This is a genomic window from Amnibacterium sp. (assembly GCF_036559085.1).
Classification (GTDB): Bacteria; Actinomycetota; Actinomycetes; order Actinomycetales; family Microbacteriaceae; genus Amnibacterium.
On record NZ_DATBTU010000032.1, the window covers coordinates 17,426 to 36,619 of the forward strand.

Here is a 19,194-nt window from a genome sequence, read left to right on the forward strand (position 1 = left end):
TCAGCTCTTGTCGAGGAACGCGCGGGCGTCCTCGTCGCTGCTGCGCTCGATCGCTGCGCGGAGCGCCGGATAGGCCTCGAGGGACGGATCCGCCTCGAGCAGGCCGGCCGCCGCGTCGCGGGCGGCCTCGATGATGTCGCCGTCGCGGGTGACCCGCAGCAGCTTCAGCTGCGATCGCGCCCCCGACTGGCTGGCGCCGAGCACGTCGCCCTCGCGCCGCAGCTCGAGGTCCGCCTGGGCGAGCGCGAAGCCGTCCGTCGTCGCAGCGACCGTGGTGACCCGCTCGTGCCCGAGCGTGCCCTCCGGGGCGCCGGTGACGAGCAGGCAGAGGCCCGGCAGGCCGCCGCGTCCGACGCGGCCGCGCAGCTGGTGCAGCTGCGAGACCCCGAAGCGGTCGGCGTCGAGCACGATCATGAAGGTGGCGTTCGCGACGTCCACGCCGACCTCGACGACCGTGGTCGCGACGAGCACGTCGATGCCGCCGGCGGCGAACTCCCGCATGACGCGGTCCTTCTCCTCGCCGGTCATCCGCCCGGTGAGCGCCTCGATGCGCCTTCCCGCGAGCGCCGGGTGCACCCGCAGCTCCTGCAACGTGGCCGCGACCGTGGCCATGGGCCGGGCGTCGTCGGGCTCGAGCAGGTCGATGTCGGCGTCCTCCGGCGACGGGGCCGCGTCGTCGCCGCCGATCGCCGGGCAGAGCACGTAGCCCTGCCGGCCGCGGCCGATCTCATCCCCCGCGCGCCGCCACACGTTCGGCATCCAGTGCGGCTTCTCCGCGAGCGGCACCACGTGCGTCTCGATGGGCGCGCGTCCCTTCGGCAGGTGCCGGATGGTGGAGGTCTCGAGGTCGCCGAAGACCGTCATCGCGACGGTGCGCGGGATCGGGGTCGCGGTCATCACCAGGGTGTGCGGGGCGGATCCCTTGCGTCGCAGCACCTCGCGCTGCTCGACGCCGAACCGGTGCTGCTCGTCCACGACGACGAGGCCGAGGTCGTAGAACTCGGTCGACTCGGACAGCAGAGCGTGGGTGCCGACGACGATGCGCGCCTGCCCTGTGACGAGCCGCAGGGCCGCCCGCCGCCGCTCGGCCGCAGGCAGCTGCCCCGTGACGAGCGTGGGCATCAGCTCCGCGGCGAGGTCGGGCCCGAGGGTCGCCACGATCGAGCGCAGATGCTGCGCGGCGAGCACCTCGGTGGGCGCGAGCAGCGCGGACTGGCCGCCGCTCTCCGCGACGGCGAGCATCGCCCGCAGGGCGACGAGCGTCTTGCCGGACGCGACCTCGCCCTGCAGCAGCCGGTGCATCGGCACCTGCCCGGCGAGGTCCTCCGCGATCTCGGTGCCGACGAGCTTCTGGTCGTCGGTGAGCTCGAACGGCAGGGCCGCGTCGAACCGGGCGAGCAGGCCATCCGGCTGCGGCGTGCGCGGCGTCGCGGCGAACATCGCCCGGATCGCGCGGCGCTGCAGCAGCGCCGTCTGCAGCAGGAAGGCCTCGTGGTAGCGCAGGGTGCGCTTCGCCTGCATCCAGTCGCCGTCGTGCTGCGGCTGGTGGATGCGGCGCAGCGCCGGCTCGTAGCCCATCAGCTTCGCGGTGCGGCAGATCTCGAGCGGCATCGGGTCCTCGATGCCGGCGATGTTCTCGAGTGCGAGCGCGACCGCCTTGCGGATGTTCCAGGTGTCGATCGCGGCCGACGCCGGGTAGATCGGGATCGGCACCTCGTGCCACGCCTTCGCGCCCTCGGGGTCGGTCTCGGGGTCGGGCGGCTCGTCGCCGCTGCCGTCGAAGAGCTCGTAGCGCGGATGCGTGAGCTCGCGCATGCCCTTGTAGAAGCGGACGCGGCCGCTGAACATCCCGCGCACGCCGGGCTTCAGCGCGCCCGACTTCGACGGGTCGACCCGGAACGGCTGGTTGAAGAAGACGAGGGTGAGCGTGCCGGACCCGTCGGAGATGAGCACCTCCTGGCGGCTGCCGCGCCGGTTCATCATCGAGCGCGAGCCGGCGCGGAGCACGTCGGCCACGACCGTCACCTCGGTCTCGAGCGGCAGCGCGTCCAGCCGGGTGAGTTCGCCGCGCTTCTGGTAGCGCCGCGGGTAGTGGGTGACGAGGTCGCCGACGGTGTGCAGGTCGAGGGCGCGGCCGAGCGCCTTCGCCGTGCGGTCGCCCAGCACGCCGGCCAGCTTCTGATCCAGCGGCCCCGGCATGCCCTCATGCTAGGAGCGACCACCGACCTCCCGTCATACCCCGCCCGTGCATCGCGCCGTTCGGCGCGATCGGCGGGAGACGGGAGGATGGTGCGCATGCCTCGGATCATCAGCGGATGGGCGGGGTCGCTGCAGCTGCGGACGCCGACGTCCGGCACGCGGCCGACGAGCGACCGGGTGCGTGAGGCGCTGTTCTCGACGCTCGAGGCTCGGGACGCGGTGCAGGGCGCCCACGTGCTCGACCTGTTCGCCGGATCCGGCGCGCTCGCGTTCGAGGCCCTCTCCCGCGGTGCGGTGAGCGCGGTGCTCGTGGACAGGAGCAACGGGGCGGCCACGGCGCTGCGGCAGAACCTCGCCCTGCTGCGCCGGGCCGCGCCGCAGCCGCTCGACGTGCGGATCGTGGTGCGCCCGGTCGCGGGCTACCTCGCGACGCCGGCCGGTCCCCCGCCGACGCTCGTGTTCCTCGATCCGCCCTACGACCTGCCCGACGCCGCCGTGCTGGACGCCCTCGCCGCGCTCGTCGTCGTCGCGCCCGGCGCGCTGCTCGTGCTCGAGCGATCCGCCCGCGACGCCCTGCCCGGGCTGCCGGAGGGCGTGCGGCTCGACCGGACCCGCACCTACGGCGACACCGCGGTGCACCTGCTCGAGGTCGCGCCCGCGCGCGCCGACGACTCGCGCTGACCTGGCCGGCTCCCCCCACCCGGGAGTTGCCACTCGTGGCGACTTCTGGCGCCGAGAAGTCGCCACCAGTGGCAACCCCGCGCATCGGCGACGTTCCGGGTGGCAGCCGCCGGTCGCCTAGATCGAGCCCCAGCGCTGGCCGAACATCGCGTAGGCGACGATCCGCTCGTACCGGAGGGTCGAGCCCGGCAGCATCTCGTTCTCGTCGAACTCGAAGGGCAGCAGCGCGGTCTCCGCCCAGCGGAACAACGCCCGCGCGACGTCGCCGCGATCGCCCGCCTGCTCAGCCTCGGGCTGGGCGAGGCCGAGGGCGACGGTCGCCGCGAGCGCCCGGAGCTCGACGAGCACCCTGGCCTCCGCGACGAGCCCGGTACGGCGGCGGCCGGTTCCGGTGAGCGGCCAGAACTCGGGCAGGAGCTCGGTGAGCCCGCGCTCGACGAGGTCCGCCTCCCGCAGCTCGGCCCGGAACCGCGCCTCCTCCGCCAGGGTGGGCACGATGATCGGACCGCGGCCGGTCAGGATCAGCTGCAGGTCGGCGATCCGCGCGCGCAGCCGGCGGAGGTGGTTGGACACGACGGCGTCGCGCGTTCCGGCTCGCATGCCAGCGACCATAACGCCGGCCGCCTGACGCCCCGGCCCGTCAGGCTGGGAAGGTGCCGATGCCGCCGTACCGGTCCCCGAGCTCGGTATGCGCCCATCGGTAGAGCGCGACAGCGGCGGCGAGGTCCTGCTCCTCGCCCGGGGTGAGGCGGTCGGGCCGCTCCTCGAGGCGCAGCGCGAGCACGGCGGCCGTGCTGCGGATGTCCGCGAGCACGGCGCGATCCTCGTCCAGCCTGGGACGCCGCAGCGGCCGGTCCTCGAGCCCCCACGCCTCCGGCAGCAGCACCGCCAATCCGCGCTCGATCGCGGCGAGCGTCTCGTCCCGGCGGAGCAGCGCCTCGCGCTCGTCGGCGGACGGCAGCCGGTCGAGCGCGGCGACCACGGCGCTGCGCGCGCCGCGGATCCGCGCCAGGTGGTCGCCGATCACGTCCGCGCGCGCTCCGCGACTCCCCGCCACCATCAGTCCCGGTACGCGGCGAACGAGTCCCAGCCGAGGGCACCGGCGGTCGGCACGCCGCCGTCCACGAGCACCGCCGGGGCGCCCGCGGCGACGACGCCGATCGACCTGAAGGGCGCGGGCAGCGCCGCGTCCTCGGGGAAGCAGGCGAGCAGCCCGTGGTCCTCGCCGCCGGTGAGCACCACGGTGAGCGCGGTTGCGGCGTCGGTGCCGAGCGCCTGCGCCACCGCGGCGACGTCCGCGCCGAGCGCGACCGAGTCGAGATCGAGCACGACGCCGCTCGCGCGCGCGATCCTCGAGGCGTCGAGCAGCAGGCCGTCGGAGACGTCCAGCATCGCGGTGGCGCCGGCAGCCGCGGCCGCCGGCCCCGCGGCGAGCGGCGGGGACGGCGCGAGCTGCTCCGCCAGCAGCTCGGCGCGGCTCGCGCGGAGGTGCGCGACGGCATCCGCATCCGGCGCGTCGAGCAGGAGGCGGAGCGCGGCGGCCGATCGGCCGAGCGCGCCGGCGTAGGCGACGACGTCGCCGGGCCGTGCGCCGCTGCGCCGCACGGGCGCCGCGCCGTCGAGGGAGCCGACCGCGGTGACCGCGAGGGTGAGGGTCGGCGACAGGGTGAGGTCGCCGCCGACCACGGCGCAGCCGGGCGCGAGTGCGGTGCAGGCGTCGGCGAAGCCGTCCGCGATCCCCTCGAGCACGGCGACCGGCGTCTCGGCGGGCACGGTGAGCGCGACGAGCAGGCCGGTGGGGCGCGCGCCCATCGCGGCGACGTCGGCGAGGTTCGTGGCGGCGGCCTTGAACCCGAGGTCGTGCGGCGTCGAGAAGGCGAGCCGGAAGTCGGGGCCCTCCACCATCACGTCCGTGGTGAGCACGACGCGGCCGTCGGGCGCCGCGACCACCGCGGCGTCGTCGCCGGGCCCGAGCAGGGTGCCGGGCGACGTGGGCAGGCGGGCGAGGATGCGGGCGAGGGCGGCCGCCTCCCCCACGTCGCCGATGCGGTCGGCGGTCACGGCGTCGGCGAAGGGCTCGGGAGGGACGGCGCCGTGCACTTCCGGTCCGTGGTCGGCATCGCGGCGGACACGGCGTCGGAGATCGGGGGCAGGGCGTCGTTCTCCGTCGCATGCTTCGGGTCGATCACGACCTGGGTGGCGGGCGTGCGGCCGAACGTCGTCCAGACCTCGCGGGCCGCGGATCCGGTCCCCGCGTCCACGCGGATCCAGTCGACCTTCGAGACGGTGAAGCACGGATCGGTCGTCGGGCCTGGCGGCGTGACCCCGCAGCGCAGCTGCACGCCCTCGGGGTCGCCCCACGCGGCGGTGCCCTGCGAGTCCGTCTCCCGCTTCGGCAGCGCCCCGAGCGTCGACGGCAGCCGCACGATGAGGGCGGCGCAGGCGGTCGTCGTCGCCGCGGGCGCAGGCGGCACCGAGATCGTCGGCGCGCACCCCGCGAGCGCGAGCGCCGCACCGGCCGCCGCGAGCACGGCGAGAGGCCGACGGGTCATCGCGCCTGTTCGATCAGATCGGTGATGAGGTCGGGATACGCGACGCCCGACTGCTGCCAGCACCTCGGGAACATCGAGATCGGCGTGAAGCCCGGCATCGTGTTGATCTCGTTGACGACGAAGCCCTCGCCGGTGAGGAACACGTCCACGCGGGCCAGGCCGCGGCCGTCGATCGCCTCGAACGCCCGCACGGCGAGCCGTTCGAGGTCGGCCCGCTCGCCGTCCTGGAGGTCGGCGGGGCAGATGAGGTCGACGCCATCGGCGCCGAGGTACTTCGCGGCGAAGTCGTAGAAGGGGCGGCCGGTGACGACCACCTCGCCGACCGCCGAGACCCGCACGCCGCTGCGGCCGCGCGCGCCGAGCACGCCGATCTCGAGCTCGCGGCCCTGCATCCCGCGCTCGACGAGCACGCGGCTGTCCTCCGCGAACGCGGTGTCCAGGGCGGCGTCGAGCTCCTCGGGCGCATCGATCCGGGTGACCCCGACCGAGGAGCCCGCCCGGGCGGGCTTCACGAAGGCGGGCAGCCCGAGGCCCGCCACGCGGCGGCGCAGCCACGCGTCGTCGCCGGCGCGGTCCGCCTCGGTCAGGGTGATCCACGGCGCGACGGGCACGCCGGCGGCCTCGAGCACGGTCTTCGTGAAGTGCTTGTCCATCCCGAGGGCGGATGCGAGCACGCCGTTGCCGACATAGGGCAGCCCGACGAGCTCGAGGAGCCCCTGGATCGTCCCGTCCTCGCCGAAGGGCCCGTGCAGGATCGGGAACACGACGTCGACGTCGCCGAGCGAGGAGACGGATCCGTCGGCGGCCTGCACCGTCAACTCGCGGGTGGCCGTGGACTCCGGCCAGCGCACGCGGCTGCCGTCGTCGCGCACCTCGGGCATCGCCTTCGGGTCGAGCGCGAAGGCCGCCGGGTCGTCGCGCTCGAGCACGAACGCCCCGTCGCGGGTCACGCCGACGGGCACGACGTCGTAGCGGTCCCGGTCGATCGCGGCGAGCACGCCGCCCGCGGTCGCGCAGCTGATCACGTGCTCGCTGGAACGACCGCCGAAGACGACCGCGACGCGCGTCCGGGAATCCGTCACCGCTCGAGCGTACCCAGGGCGACCTGTCCCTCCCCCGCTCCCGTGGCGAGGCCGCCGTATTCAGGACCGGCCGACCGTATTCAGGACGATCGGGCCTGCAGCGCGGCGTGTCGGGCGAGAAGTCCTGAAGACGGCGGATGGGGCCTGGCTACTCGCCCTCGGGCACCGCCTCGCCCGCGACGTGCGGGGCGATGTCGCGGGGGTCGAGGGTGCCGGCGATCACGTCGGCGACCTGCTGCGCGATCGGCATGGCGACGCCGCGGCTGGCGGCGAGGTCGAGCACCGGCTGCAGCGACGTGAGGCCCTCCGCCACCTGGTCCATGGTGCGGAGCACGTCGTCGACGCTGTAGCCCTGCCCGAGCAGTCGCCCGGCGCGGTTGTTCCGCGACAGCGGCGACTCGCTCGTGGCGATCAGGTCGCCGAGGCCCGCCAGGCCGGCGAGGGTCTCGGGCTGCGCACCGAACGCGACGGCGAACGCGGTCATCTCGGCCAGGCCGCGGGTGAGGATCGACGCCTTCGTGTTGTCGCCGTAGCCGACGCCGACGACGATGCCGGTGGCCACGGCGATGAGGTTCTTCAGCACGCCGCCGAACTCGGTGCCGATCACGTCGGTGTTCGTGAAGGTGCGGAAGTACTTGTTCGCCGCGGCCAGCGCCACGACCTCCGCCGTCTCCTGCATCGTCGAGGCGACCACCGCCGCGGTCGGCTGGCCTCGGGCGATCTCGGTCGCGAGGTTCGGCCCGGACACCACGGCGATCCGCTCGTCGGGCACCTCGAGGCCCTCGCGGAGCACCTCGCTCATCCGCAGGCCGGTGCCGTTCTCCACGCCCTTCATCAGGCTGACGACGACGGCGTCGGGCGGCAGGCCGCGGCGGACGTCGGCGAGCACGCCGCGGAGCGACTGGCTCGGCACGGAGAGGAACACGATCGAGGCGCCTGAGAGCACGGCGTCGAGGTCGCTGCCGACGCGGATGCTCTCCGGCAGCAGGATGCCGGGCAGGTAGTCGTCGTTGCGGTGGCGCCGGGTGATCGCCTCGGCGAGCACCGGGCGGCGGGCCCAGAGCGCCACGTCGTTGGCGGCGTCGGCGAGCACCTTCGCGAAGGTGGTGCCCCAGCTGCCGGCGCCGAGCACCGCGACCGTGGCCATCAGAACCGGCCGGTCTCGGTCTGCCCGTGCTTCGCGGGGTCCCAGCGGTCCGCGGGGGCCGTCTCGCCCCGCAGCTGCTCGAGCAGACCGGTCACGGAGGCCATGATCGCAGCGGTCGCCGCCTGCAGGGCCGCCGGATCGGTGGCGCGCCCCTCCCACGGGGACAGGTCGACGGGGTCGCCGAACGCGACCTCGATCCGGGCACGCGGCCGCAGGTGGATCCGCTTCGAGTAGATCGGCATCAGCTGCTGCGTGCCCCAGTGCGCCACCGGCACGACGGGGATGCCGAGGTCGAGGGCGAGCCGCGCCGCGCCGGTCTTGCCGCGCATCGGCCAGAGCGCCGGATCGCGGGTCAGCGAGCCCTCCGGGTAGACGATCACGCAGTGGCCCTCGGCGACGATCCGCTTCGCCGCATCGATCGGCACGGCGCCGCGCTGCAGGCCCCCGCGCTCGACCGGGATCTGGCCGACGCCGCGCAGCAGCGAGCCGATGATCGGGACCTGGAACAGCGACGCCTTCGCCATGAACCGCGGCGCGCGGCCGAGCCGCCACACGGCGACCGCGATCACGAGCGGGTCGATGTTCGAGTTGTGGTTCGGGGTGAGGATGAACGGCCCGGTCGCCGGGAGCCTCTCCGGCGACCGGATGGTCAGGTGCGAGGTGCCGCGGATGAACGGCACCGCGATGGCACCGAGGACCCACCAGAGCGACGGCCGGAGCTTCTCCTGCCGCGGCCGGTCAGCCATCGACCGTGAAACGCGCCCCCAGCGCCCGGAGCTTGCCCTCGAAGTTCTCGTACCCCCGGCTGATGATCCCGACGTTCCGCACGGTCGAGGTGCCCTCGGCCGTCATCGCGGCGATCAGGTGCGAGAAGCCGCCCCGCAGGTCCGGCACCTCGATGTCGGCGCCGTGCAGCGGCGTCGGGCCCGTGATCACGGCGGCCTGCTCGAGGTCGCGGCGCGGCACGCGGCGGTGCGGGGCCGCGAAGCCGCGCGGGTGCACGCGGATGTCCGCACCCATCTTCTGCAGCGCCTCGGTGAAGCCGAACCGGTTCTCGTACACGGTCTCGTGCACGGTGGAGACGCCCTCGGCCTGCGTGAGCGCCACGACGAGCGGCTGCTGCCAGTCCGTCATGAAGCCGGGGTGCACATCCGTCTCGATCACGACCGGCTTCAGCGGCCCACCCGGGTGCCAGAAGCGGATGCCGTGCTCCTCGATGTCGAACGCGCCGCCGACCTTCCGGAAGATGTTCAGGAACGTCATCATGTGCTCCTGCTTCGCGCCGTGCACGAACACATCGCCGTGCGTGGCGAGCGCCGCGGAGGCCCAGCTGGCGGCCTCGTTGCGGTCGAAGATCGCGCGGTGCGTGTAGCCGCGGAGCTCGTCGACGCCCTCGATGAGGATGACGCGGTTCGGCTCGACCGAGATGATCGCGCCCATCTTCTGCAGGATCGCGATGAGATCCATGATCTCGGGCTCGATCGCGGCGTTCCGGAGCTCGGTGACGCCCTTGGCCCGCACGGCCGTGAGGAGCGTCTGCTCCGTCGCACCGACGCTCGGGTACGGCAGGTGCACGTGCGCGCCGTGCAGGCCGTTCGGCGCGGACAGGCGGATGCCGGTCGGCAGCTTCTCGACGACGGCGCCGAAGTTGCGGAGCGCGTCGAGGTGGAAGTTGATCGGCCGGTCGCCGATGCGGCAGCCCCCGAGGTCGGGGATGAACGCCTCGCCGAGCTGGTGGAGCAGCGGACCGCAGAACAGGATCGGGATGCGCGAGGAGCCCGCGTGCGCATCGATCTCCCGCATGTGCGCGCTGCGCACGTTGCCGGCGTCGAGCAGCAGCTCGCCGGACTCGACGCCCGGCTTCACCGTGACGCCGTGGATCTCGAGCAGGCCGCGGACGACGCGCACGTCGCTGATGTCCGGAACGTCGCGCAGCACGCTGACGCCCTCGGACAGCAGCGAGGCGACCATGGCCTTGGTGACGAGGTTCTTCGCCCCGCGGACGTCGACCTCGCCCTGGAGGGGCTTGCCGCCCTCGATGGTGATCCGGTCGAAGGTCAGTCCGACGCTCGCGCCTGCGCGCTGCGCCTCGGTGATGAGATTGCTCAACGGTCCCCTACTGGCAGTGTTGTGGGCCGCCATGCTTCGCGGCCCGCTTCGAAGGCGGTGATGCGCGCCTCATCGCGCAGGGTCAGCCCGATGTCGTCGAGGCCCTCCAGGAGCCTCCAGCGAGTGTAGGCATCGATCTCGAACGGGATCGAGGTCCCCGAGATGGTGACGGTCGACGTCGTGAGATCGACGGTAGCCGCGATCCCCGGATCCGCTTCGATCGCGGCCCAGCATGTCTCGACCTGCTCCTCGGTGATCACCCCGGTGAGCAGTCCCTGCTTGCCGCTGTTGCCGCGGAAGATGTCGCCGAACCGCGGGCTGAACACGGCGCGGAAGCCGTAGTCGCGCAGCGCCCAGACCGCGTGCTCGCGGCTCGAGCCGGTGCCGAAGTCGGGGCCGGCGAAGAGGATCGAGCCGGCCGTGTAGGCCGGGTCGTTCAGCACGAAGCCGGGGTCCTGGCGCAGGTGCGCGAAGAGCGCGTCCTCGAAGCCGGTCTTCGTGACCCGCTTCAGGTAGACGGCCGGGATGATCTGGTCGGTGTCGACCGCGGACCGCTTCAGCGGGACCGCGACGCCGGTGTGCGTGGTGAACGGTTCCATCAGACCAACGCCTCCGCATCCACATCCGACTGGCTGGACGGCCGAAGGACGTCGGAAGGAGCACTGAGGGTGCCGCGGATGGCGGTGGCCGCCGCGACGAGCGGCGAGACGAGGTGCGTGCGGCCGCCCTTACCCTGCCGGCCCTCGAAGTTGCGGTTGCTCGTGGAGGCGCAGCGCTCCCCCGGCGCGAGCTGGTCGGGGTTCATCCCGAGGCACATCGAGCACCCGGCGAAGCGCCACTCGGCGCCGAAGTCGGTGAAGACCTTGTCGAGGCCCTCGGCCTCAGCCTCGAGCCGCACGCGGGCGCTGCCCGGCACGACCATGACGCGCACGCCGTCGGCCTTCTTGCGGCCCTTCACGATGGAGGCGAACGCGCGGAGGTCCTCGATCCGGCTGTTCGTGCAGGACCCCATGAACACCGCGTCGACCGCGATGTCCTTCATCGGGGTGCCGGGGGCGAGGTCCATGTACTCCAGCGCGCGCTCCGCGGAGTCGCGGGCCTGCGGATCCGTCATCGTCGCCGGGTCGGGGACCGAGCCCGCGAGCGTCACGCCCTGGCCCGGGTTCGTGCCCCAGGTGACGAACGGCTCGAGCTCGTCCGCGTCGAGGAAGACCTCGGCGTCGAAGACGGCGTCGTCGTCGGTGACGAGGGTGCGCCAGTAGGCCACCGCGTCGTCCCAGTCCTCGCCCTTCGGCGCGTGCGGCCGGCCCTTCAGGTAGGCGAACGTCGTCTCGTCGGGGGCGACCATGCCGGCGCGGGCGCCCGCCTCGATCGACATGTTGCAGATGGTCATCCGCCCCTCCATGGAGAGGGCGCGGATGGCGCTGCCGCGGTACTCGAGCACGTAGCCCTGGCCACCGTTGGTGCCGATCTTCGCGATGACGGCCAGGATGACGTCCTTCGCCGTGACGCCCGGCTTCAGGGTGCCCTCGACGGTGATCGCCATGGTCTTGAACGGCTTCAGCGGCAGCGTCTGGGTGGCGAGCACGTGCTCGACCTCGCTCGTGCCGATCCCGAACGCCATCGCACCGAACGCCCCGTGCGTGGAGGTGTGCGAGTCGCCGCAGACGACGGTGATGCCCGGCTGCGTGAGGCCGAGCTGGGGGCCGACGATGTGCACGATGCCCTGCTCGACGTCGCCGAGCGAGTGCAGGCGGATGCCGAACTCCTTCGCGTTGCGGCGGAGCGTCTCGATCTGGGTGCGGCTCGTGATGTCCGCGATCGGCTTGTCGATGTCGATCGTCGGGGTGTTGTGGTCCTCCGTCGCGATCGTGAGATCGGGGCGGCGAACCGGGCGGCCCTCGGCGCGGAGGCCGTCGAACGCCTGCGGGCTGGTGACCTCGTGCACGAGGTGCAGGTCGATGTAGACGAGGTCGGGCGCCCCGTCCTCACCCCGCTTGACGAGGTGGGCGGCCCACACCTTCTCGGCGAGGGTCTTCGGCGCGTGGTCGTCCGCGCCGGGCTGGGGCGCGGGTGTCGTCTCGGTCATGCATGTCCTCCGGAGGGATGGCGGTGAGGTGTCCCCGGCATCGAGCGACCTCCGCGACGAGGGAGCCGGTGGTTCAGACCTCGTCGCGGCAGGGAAGGAGGAGCACGCCGCGAAGCATGGACGCGAGATTACCACCGCGCTCCGGCACGGCTGCGATCCGGGTCAGCGCACGTTCTCGCTGAGTCGGCTCACGACGAGCGCCGGCACGAGCGCCGCGAGGTCCGCGTGCACGGCGAGCGCCTCGCTGACGTCCTGCACGGCGTCGCCCGGTTCCACGGCTCGGACGGGCCTGCCCTCGATGCGTCGCATCTCGGCGTCCCAGGTGGTCCAGGCGTCGAGGAGCATCGCCATCGGCTCGTCCTTCAGCACCTCCTCGATCTCGCCGGACACGGTCGCGATGAGGCCGCCGACATCGAGGTGGTCGCCGCGGTGGGCGCGGATGCGCTGGTCGGCGAGCTGGGCGAGCGGGCGCCACGCGTCGGTCGCGAGCAGGGCCGCCGGGTGCCGCGGGAAGTGCACGGCGGAGGGCGGTCCGCCGACCACCTTGCCGTTCCGGCCACGCCCGAAGAGCCGCATGGAACGGATGCTACGTCTCCCGGATGACGACATGCGTGGCGAGGATCCGGATCCGTTCCGCCGCCGTCCGTCACCGGCCGAGGCGCTGCTCGACTGAGCCCTGCCGCTCATCGCGCCGTTCCGGAGATCCTGGGCGACACGCCGCGTCCGGCGTCTCCGGCGCGGCGTGTCGCGAGGTTTCTCCGGAACCGCGCGATGAAGGGGCGGCGGCGGTCAGCCGATGCGCTCGCGGCGGATGGCGACGAGGCTCGCGAGCGTCGCGACCGACATCGAGACCACGATGACCGCGAGCGACGCGCCCGTGCCGATGTCGGGCACGCCGTCGAGGTGCTCCCCGCCGTTCAGGAACGGCAGCGAGTTGTCGTGCAGGGCGTGCAGCACGAGCTTCACGCCGATGAAGGCGAGGATGAACGCGATCCCGTACTTGAGGAAGCGCAGCCGCTCGACGAGGTCACCGAGCAGGAAGTAGAGCTGCCGCAGCCCCATCAGGGCGAAGACGTTCGCGGTGAACACGATGAAGGCGCTCTCGGTGATCCCGAAGATCGCCGGGATCGAGTCGAGGGCGAACAGCACGTCGGTGCTGCCGATCGAGACGAGCACGATGAGGATCGGGGTCCACATCCGCCGGCCGTCGATGGTGGTGCGGAGGTGCCCCTCGTCGTACTGGTCGGTCACTGCGATGTGCCGCCGCAGGAAGGTGACGAGCCGCCCGTTCTGCGCGTCGCCGTGCTCGGAGCCGAACGCCTGCGTGATCGCCGTGTAGATCAGGAAGGCGCCGAAGAGGTAGAAGATCCAGCTGAACGAGACGATGAGCTGAGCGCCGATCAGGATGAAGATCCCGCGGAGGATCAGCGCCAGGACGATGCCGATCATCAGCACCTCCTGCTGGTGCTTCCGCGGCACGGCGAAGCCGCCCATGATCACGATGAAGACGAACAGGTTGTCGATCGACAGCGAGTACTCGGTCAGCCAGCCGGCGACGAACTCGGTCGCGTGGTCAGGGCCGGCGACGACCCACATGGCCGCCGCGAAGACGAGCGCGAGCAGGACGTAGAACCCGACCCAGAGGGCGCACTCCTTCACCGACGGCACGCGCGGGCGGGCGTACGCGAGCGCGATGTCGGCCCCGAGCACGAGCACCAGGACGGCGATCGAGCCGATCACGAACGGGAGGGGGATGATCACTGGCGAGACCTCTTACGAGTCGTCGGGCGGCATGCTGCAGCGCCGAACGTCTCTCCCCATCCGAAACGGATGCCGCGCGGCCGGGCCCGCTGCGGAGCGGAACCGTGATGACGACCTGCGCGAAGCCCGGGATACTCCCCTTCGTCCCGCGAAGCCTATCGGCCGGGGCCGCCGCGTGCCGTGGCGGCCGCCGTCTCAGAAGCGCATCACGTGAAGTAGGCGATGAGCTGCGAGAGGAGCAGCGCGCCGCCCACGAGGATGAGGACGACGCCGGCGAACAGCAGCCCTCCACGCGTCGCCAGCGCCTGCCGGGTCGCGCCCGTCTGGTACACGATGATCGAGATGCCGAACCCGATCACCAGCAGCGACAGCACGAGGTAGAGCAGGACGACCGGGTTGTCGTTGGAGTTCACCCCCGAAGTGTTGCGGGAACGGACTCGAAGTTCCAGGACGTTCGCCGAGTGTCGGGCCGGTGCGGCCTGAAGGGTCTGGCTCGAGGGCGACCATCGGGGACGAGGAGGAGACATGACGGACGCCATCACCGTGCGGGACGATCCGGCCGCCCACCGCTACCGGATCGCGGTCGACGGGCACGACGCGGGGTTCTCGACCTACCGGCGCATGCCGGGGCGCGTGACCTTCCTGCACACCATCATCGACCCGGCGTTCGAGGGCCGCGGGCTGGGCAGCCGGCTCGCCCACGCCGCCCTCGACGACGTCGCGGGCCGGGGCGAGCAGGTGGTGCCGCTCTGCCCGTTCATCCGCGCCTGGATCGAGCGGCACCCCGACTACCAGCACCTCGTCGCGCCCGCGGACTGACCGGATCCGAACCGGCCTCCCACCCGCCGTCTGCTGTCCGCTCGGACAGCTGCTGCCACTGAAACGCCGACAGTTGTCGGCACGGACAGCAGACACGGGTGGGGGCCGCGGTCAGGATCCCCCGCCGAGGGCCGTCGCGACCTCGGCGACGCGGTCGGCGACGAGCGCCTCCTCGCCCTCGCCCGCGGCGGCCGAGAGGTCGACGCCGATCACGCCGTCGATGCGGAGCAGCCGTTCCGCGGTCGCCACCGCCGCGGCGACGCCGTCGGCCGGCAGCGGGTCGCCGCCGGATCCGGGCAGGAAGGCCGCGAGCCGCCCCCGGGCGGCCTCGGAGACCGCGACCGGCACGCTGACGACGAAGCGCAGCGACGGCGTGAGCACGCGGGCGGCGTCGACGAACCGCTCGACCTCGTCGGCGGATCCGTGGTTCACGAAGCAGACGGTGGCGCCGGCGGCGGCCTTCGACGCGACGCGGGCCGGGCGCGTGGCGACGGGCGGTACCGAGGCCGACTCGGCGACCGCCACGATCATCCCCCGGCCGGCGGCAAGCGCCGCGAGCCGGGTCGAGTCGAGGTCGAAGACCGCCGCGGCATCCGCGCGGTCGCCGAGCGACGGATGGTCGCCGGTCAGGCAGAGCACCATCGGCACCCCGACCGCGGCGAGGCCCTGCAGCTCGCCCTCGAGCGCGACGCGGTTGCGGTCGCGGCAGGCGAGCCCCACGATCGGGCGCACGCCCTCCTGCAGCAGCAGCGTCGCCCGGAGCACGGGCGGCAGCTGCACCCGCTCCCAGGGCGCGTCGCCGAGCAGCGCCGCATCGACGGCGCCGGCGAGCCGGGCCGCGGCCTCCTGCTGTCCGGCGACGTCCGCGCGCGCCACGAGCTCCGCGATCACGATCGGGCGCCGCTCGGCGACAGCGAGCAGCTGCTCGGCGGCGACGGATGCGGGCGCCTCGGCGGGCGGCGGCCCGGAGAAGGCGGGCACGCCGAGGTCGAGGAACACGCACCGGCGGTCGCCGAGCTCGCACGCGCCGTCCTGATGCACCCCCTGGCACGGCCCGTAGACCATCCGCTTCGGGCAGACGTCGACCACGCTGCTCATGACGCTGCGGTCGTGGTCAGCCGACGGGGAACCAGCCCTCGGGCGGCTCCTCCTTGCCGGACTGCGCGAGCCACTGGTCGGCCTGCTCCTGCAGCGCGCCGATCACCCGGAAGATCTGCTCCGCGGGAAGGCGCACGCGGGCGGCGACCCGTGCCGACACCACCGGCACCGGCTCGCCGTCGGGGCCGACCTGCTGCGACGGCGGCGCCGTGAGCGACAGGAAGTCGAGCACGAAGCTCGTGGGGTTGTGCCAGACCGCGGCGAAGTCGGCGAAGACGCCGATCTCCTGCTCCGGAGGCAGGTTGACGGCGATCTGCGGGGGCTGCTGCGGTGCGTCGGTCACGCGGGCGACGCTACGCGGGCCGGTCGCCCTCCGCACCTGCACCGGACGCCGGGTCGGATGCGCGCACGACCAGGGTCCGCGTCCATCCGCCCGATAGCCTCATTCCGTGGAGCTCGCGGTCTACGCGGTGCTCGCGGTCGCGGTGATCGTCGCCGTGGCGGCCTTCGCACCGCGCCTCGGCGTCGCGGCGCCGCTCGTCCTCGTGCTGGTCGGCGTGGCGATCTCGTTCCTGCCGGGGCTGCCGCTGGTGGAGGTGCCCCACGAGCTGATCCTGGACGGCGCGCTGCCGCCGATCCTCTACGCGGCGGCGCTCAGCCTCCCCCTCGCGGACTTCCGGCGGAACGTGCTGCCGATCGCGAGCCTGGCCGTGATCCTCGTGCTGATCACGGCCTTCGGCACCGGGTTCCTGCTGTTCGCGCTCCTCCCGAAGCTGGCGCTGGCTCCGGCGATCGCGCTCGGCGCGGTCATCAGCCCGCCGGATGCGGTCGCGGCCACCTCGATCGGCAGGCGGCTCGGCCTGCCGCCCCGCCTGCTCACCGTGCTCGAGGGCGAGGGGCTCGTCAACGACGCGACGGCCCTCGTGCTCCTGCGGTCGGCCACCGCGGCCGCGGCCGGCACCCTGCTGACGCCCGTCGCCCTCGGCCGCGACCTCGTGCTCGCGACGGTGACCGGGATCGCGATCGGGCTCGCCGCGGGCTTCGTCACCATGGCCGCGCGCACGCGCCTCGACGATCCGGTGCTCGACACCGCCGTCTCCCTCGCGGTCCCCTTCGTGGCCTTCGTGCCCGCCCAGTTCTTCGGCGCCTCAGGGGTGCTCGCCGTCGTGACGGCCGGGCTCTACGCGAGCCACCGGGCCCCCTCCGCCCTCTCCCCGCAGGCCCGGATCAGCGATCGGCTGAACTGGCGCACGATCCAGTTCCTGCTCGAGAACGGCGTGTTCCTGCTCATCGGCCTCGAGCTGCGCTCGCTGGTGCACGACGTCCATCCGGAGGTCCTCGGCTTCGGCCCCACGATCGCCGTGGCCCTCGCGGCCACCCTCGCGCTCGTGGGCATCCGGCTGATCTGGATGGTGCCGCTCGTCCTCGCGCTGCGCGCCCGAGCCGCCCTCGCCGAACGCGCCCTGCTCCGCCAGTGGCTGGCGATCGACCACTCCCGGCGCGCCCGCAGGGGGCGCCTCGCGACGCGGTACTGGCGCCGCGCCGAGCGCGCCTACCCGCGCCGCCGCGCCGACCTCGAGGAGCTGCGCCGCGACGACGTCACCGCGCGCGGCGGCCTGGTGCTCGGCTGGGCCGGGATGCGCGGCGTCGTCACGTTGGCGGCCGCCCAGTCGCTGCCGCTGGACACCCCCTACTACCCGCAGCTCGTGCTGATCGCCTGCATCGTCGCGGTGCTCACCCTCCTCGTGCAGGGCGGATCCCTGCCCTCGGTGATCCGCCGGCTCGGGGTGCGCGGGACGGATGCGGTCGACGACCAGCGCGAGCTGGCCGCGCTGCTCGACGAGCTCGGCTACGCCGGGCTGATCGCGCTCGACGACGCCGCGGCCGAGCTGGACGGCGTCGACGAGATCGACCCCGACGTGCTCGAGCGCGTGCGGCGCACGTCGTTCCTCCGCGCCGAGGCGGCATGGGAGCGCTCCCGTGGTCCAGGGATCCCCTTGGAGGAGACGCCGAACCGGCTCTACCGGCGGCTGCGGCTCGCGGTCGTGCAGGCGGAGCGTGAGCGGCTGCTCGAGGCGCGGCGGCACGGCGAGTACACCTCGCATGCCCTGCTGCAGGCGCAGTCGCTGCTCGACGTGGAGGAGTCGCGGCTCCGGCCCCCGCGCTGACCTGCAGCGCAGGACCCGACTGTCAGTCGGCGATCGCGATGCGCCGCTCGAGCGCCTCCGCCGTCTCGAGCACCGGCCCGACGGCCTCGTCCGGCACCACCACGAGCTCGTGCACGCCGTCGTCCTCGCTCTCGAGCGAGAGCAGGCGCGCGCCGTGCTCGGCGAGCACCCGGTCGGCCTCGCGGATGGCGTCGGCCAGGTCGTCGGTGTCGTTCACGGCACCGAGGTCGGGCTGCAGCCGGAACACCCGCGGCAGCTGCGCGAGCGCGTCGGCGAGCTCCATCCCGGTGTCCTCGGCCTCGAGCGACGCGAGCGCCCCGGCGTCGTCGAGCCCGGTGAGGAGGGCGTCCCAGGGGTCGCCCTCCGGGTCCTCGAGGGCCGCCTGCACGGACGGCCAGAGCAGCTCGTCGTCGTCCAGCAGCCCGCACAACCGTTCCCACAGCGCCTCGTCGTCCATCCGTCCCATTCTCGCCGAGGCGGCTGCCGGGACCGTGGAAGCGACGCTCAGGCGACGGGGTGCAGCACCGCCTGCAGGGCCGCCGCCAGCTCCCCGAGCGCCTGCGGCACCGCACGGCAGAAGTGCGGGAAGGCCAGGAAGCCGTGCGGCATGCCCCAGTAGGTCGTCGCCCGCACCGACACCCCCGCCGCCTCGAGCGCGGCGGCGTAGCGCAGCCCGTCGTCGCGGATGGGGTCGTGCTCGGCGACCTGCACGAGGGCGGGCGGCAGGCCGGTGAGGTCGTCGGCGAGCAGCGGCGAGGCGTACGGATGCGTGGGGTCCTGGCCACCGAGGTAGTGGTCGCGGAAGGCGAGGACGTCACGCTTCGTGAGGATCGGCGCATCCGCGTTCTCGTCGATCGAGGGGCTGCTCGCAGTGAGATCGGTCGCCGGGTAGAGCAGGCCCTGGAACGCGATGCGGGGGCCCGACCGGTCGCGGGCCATGAGCGCGACGACGGCGGCGAGGTTGCCGCCCGCGCTGTCGCCGACCACCGCGATGTGCTCGGGGTCGGCGCCCCACTCCGCGGCCCGCGCGGCCACGTCGACGAGCGCCGCGTAGCAGTCCTCGGCCGCGGCCGGGAACCGGTTCACCGGGGCCAGCCGGTACGCGACCGAGACGACCACGCAGCGAGCCTCGGCCGCGATGCTCCCGGCCAGGTGGTCGTGGCTGTTCAGGTCGCCGGTGGTCCAGCCGCCGCCGTGGAAGAGGAGCACGAGCGGCAGGCTCCCGGCGGTGCGTCCTGGGCGGTACGCGCGGATGGGCAGCTCCCCCGCCGCGCCGGCGGCCGTCCCCTCGCGCGTCGCGACGCCCTTGACCCGGCCGCCGATCACGAGGTCGGTCAGCGGGCTGTGCGTCACGGAGCGCTGCTGCATCCGGAGGACGTCCTCCTCGGACTGCTCGGCGACCGCCAGGCGGCCGAGCAGGCGGGCGAGGACCTTCACGCGCAGGTCCAGGTCGGCCATGTCGCTCCCTCGCGTCGTCGTGCGCCCGCCG

21 protein-coding genes are annotated in these 19,194 nt (G+C 73.5%); 3 read left to right on the forward strand and 18 right to left on the reverse strand.

What is annotated here, in order from left to right:
• Positions 1–2,199, reverse strand: a complete 2,199-nt coding sequence (locus tag VIG76_RS05735) for an ATP-dependent DNA helicase RecG (RefSeq protein WP_331951996.1) — start codon at positions 2,197–2,199, stop codon at positions 1–3.
• 96 nt (positions 2,200–2,295) lie between these two features.
• Between VIG76_RS05735 and rsmD the strand changes: the two genes are divergently transcribed.
• The gene (gene rsmD, locus VIG76_RS05740) at positions 2,296–2,880 is read left to right on the forward strand and encodes a 16S rRNA (guanine(966)-N(2))-methyltransferase RsmD (RefSeq protein ID WP_331951998.1); all 585 of its coding nucleotides are present in this window, start codon (positions 2,296–2,298) and stop codon (positions 2,878–2,880) included.
• Between the two features lie 117 nt (positions 2,881–2,997).
• Here the strand turns inward: rsmD and VIG76_RS05745 are convergent, their stop codons facing one another.
• The 13 genes from VIG76_RS05745 to VIG76_RS05805 all read right to left on the reverse strand — a co-directional run bounded on the left by VIG76_RS05745 (position 2,998) and on the right by VIG76_RS05805 (position 14,033).
• Positions 2,998–3,480, reverse strand: a complete 483-nt coding sequence (locus tag VIG76_RS05745) for a hypothetical protein (RefSeq protein WP_331952000.1) — start codon at positions 3,478–3,480, stop codon at positions 2,998–3,000.
• Positions 3,481–3,520: 40 nt separating this feature from the next.
• Positions 3,521–3,907 carry a hypothetical protein gene (locus tag VIG76_RS05750; RefSeq protein WP_331952002.1) on the reverse strand — a complete coding sequence of 129 codons (387 nt, stop codon included), beginning with the start codon at positions 3,905–3,907 and terminating at the stop codon, positions 3,521–3,523.
• Positions 3,908–3,939: 32 nt separating this feature from the next.
• Positions 3,940–4,941 (reverse strand): thiamine-phosphate kinase, encoded by a 1,002-nt coding sequence (locus tag VIG76_RS05755; protein WP_331952004.1) that lies wholly within the window; start codon positions 4,939–4,941, stop codon positions 3,940–3,942.
• Positions 4,938–5,432, reverse strand: coding sequence for a DUF3515 family protein (locus VIG76_RS05760; protein WP_331952006.1), 495 nt, complete (start codon positions 5,430–5,432; stop codon positions 4,938–4,940). The genes VIG76_RS05755 and VIG76_RS05760 overlap by 4 nt, the downstream gene beginning before the upstream one ends.
• The gene (locus tag VIG76_RS05765; protein WP_331952008.1) at positions 5,429–6,514 is read right to left on the reverse strand and encodes a D-alanine--D-alanine ligase family protein; all 1,086 of its coding nucleotides are present in this window, start codon (positions 6,512–6,514) and stop codon (positions 5,429–5,431) included. The genes VIG76_RS05760 and VIG76_RS05765 overlap by 4 nt, the downstream gene beginning before the upstream one ends.
• 148 nt (positions 6,515–6,662) lie before the next feature.
• A complete protein-coding gene (locus VIG76_RS05770) occupies positions 6,663–7,661 on the reverse strand; it encodes an NAD(P)H-dependent glycerol-3-phosphate dehydrogenase (protein WP_331952010.1) in 999 nt (332 codons plus the stop codon).
• A complete protein-coding gene (locus VIG76_RS05775) occupies positions 7,661–8,407 on the reverse strand; it encodes a lysophospholipid acyltransferase family protein (protein ID WP_331952012.1) in 747 nt (248 codons plus the stop codon). Before VIG76_RS05775 ends, VIG76_RS05770 begins: the two co-directional genes overlap by 1 nt.
• Positions 8,400–9,758: a UDP-N-acetylglucosamine 1-carboxyvinyltransferase gene (gene murA / locus VIG76_RS05780; RefSeq protein ID WP_473964777.1), complete on the reverse strand. Its 1,359-nt coding sequence runs from the start codon at positions 9,756–9,758 to the stop codon at positions 8,400–8,402. The genes VIG76_RS05775 and murA overlap by 8 nt, the downstream gene beginning before the upstream one ends.
• An 8-nt stretch (positions 9,759–9,766) precedes the next feature.
• Positions 9,767–10,369 (reverse strand): 3-isopropylmalate dehydratase small subunit, encoded by a 603-nt coding sequence (gene leuD / locus VIG76_RS05785; RefSeq protein ID WP_331952016.1) that lies wholly within the window; start codon positions 10,367–10,369, stop codon positions 9,767–9,769.
• Entirely contained in the window at positions 10,369–11,859 is a 1,491-nt protein-coding gene (gene leuC / locus VIG76_RS05790; protein ID WP_331952018.1) for a 3-isopropylmalate dehydratase large subunit, read from the reverse strand. The genes leuD and leuC overlap by 1 nt, the downstream gene beginning before the upstream one ends.
• A 162-nt stretch (positions 11,860–12,021) precedes the next feature.
• Entirely contained in the window at positions 12,022–12,435 is a 414-nt protein-coding gene (locus VIG76_RS05795) for a hypothetical protein (protein WP_331952020.1), read from the reverse strand.
• A 213-nt stretch (positions 12,436–12,648) separates the two neighbouring features.
• Positions 12,649–13,620 (reverse strand): TerC/Alx family metal homeostasis membrane protein, encoded by a 972-nt coding sequence (locus VIG76_RS05800; RefSeq protein ID WP_331952022.1) that lies wholly within the window; start codon positions 13,618–13,620, stop codon positions 12,649–12,651.
• A gap of 206 nt (positions 13,621–13,826) precedes the next feature.
• A complete protein-coding gene (locus VIG76_RS05805) occupies positions 13,827–14,033 on the reverse strand; it encodes a hypothetical protein (protein WP_331952024.1) in 207 nt (68 codons plus the stop codon).
• 112 nt (positions 14,034–14,145) lie between these two features.
• Here VIG76_RS05805 and VIG76_RS05810 point away from each other — a divergent pair, with 112 nt between their 5' ends.
• Positions 14,146–14,439: a GNAT family N-acetyltransferase gene (locus VIG76_RS05810; protein WP_331952026.1), complete on the forward strand. Its 294-nt coding sequence runs from the start codon at positions 14,146–14,148 to the stop codon at positions 14,437–14,439.
• 111 nt (positions 14,440–14,550) lie between these two features.
• Here VIG76_RS05810 and VIG76_RS05815 read toward each other — a convergent pair whose 3' ends face one another.
• The gene (locus tag VIG76_RS05815; RefSeq protein WP_331952028.1) at positions 14,551–15,537 is read right to left on the reverse strand and encodes a methylenetetrahydrofolate reductase C-terminal domain-containing protein; all 987 of its coding nucleotides are present in this window, start codon (positions 15,535–15,537) and stop codon (positions 14,551–14,553) included.
• Positions 15,538–15,553: 16 nt separating this feature from the next.
• Positions 15,554–15,880, reverse strand: a complete 327-nt coding sequence (locus VIG76_RS05820; RefSeq protein ID WP_331952030.1) for a DUF3467 domain-containing protein — start codon at positions 15,878–15,880, stop codon at positions 15,554–15,556.
• A 106-nt stretch (positions 15,881–15,986) separates the two neighbouring features.
• Here VIG76_RS05820 and VIG76_RS05825 point away from each other — a divergent pair, with 106 nt between their 5' ends.
• Positions 15,987–17,705, forward strand: a complete 1,719-nt coding sequence (locus VIG76_RS05825; RefSeq protein ID WP_331952032.1) for a cation:proton antiporter — start codon at positions 15,987–15,989, stop codon at positions 17,703–17,705.
• 22 nt (positions 17,706–17,727) lie between these two features.
• Here the strand turns inward: VIG76_RS05825 and VIG76_RS05830 are convergent, their stop codons facing one another.
• Both VIG76_RS05830 and VIG76_RS05835 read right to left on the reverse strand, forming a co-directional pair.
• Positions 17,728–18,162 (reverse strand): DUF6630 family protein, encoded by a 435-nt coding sequence (locus tag VIG76_RS05830; protein WP_331952034.1) that lies wholly within the window; start codon positions 18,160–18,162, stop codon positions 17,728–17,730.
• Between the two features lie 47 nt (positions 18,163–18,209).
• A complete protein-coding gene (locus VIG76_RS05835; protein WP_331952036.1) occupies positions 18,210–19,163 on the reverse strand; it encodes an alpha/beta hydrolase in 954 nt (317 codons plus the stop codon).
• Positions 19,164–19,194 lie beyond the last annotated feature (31 nt).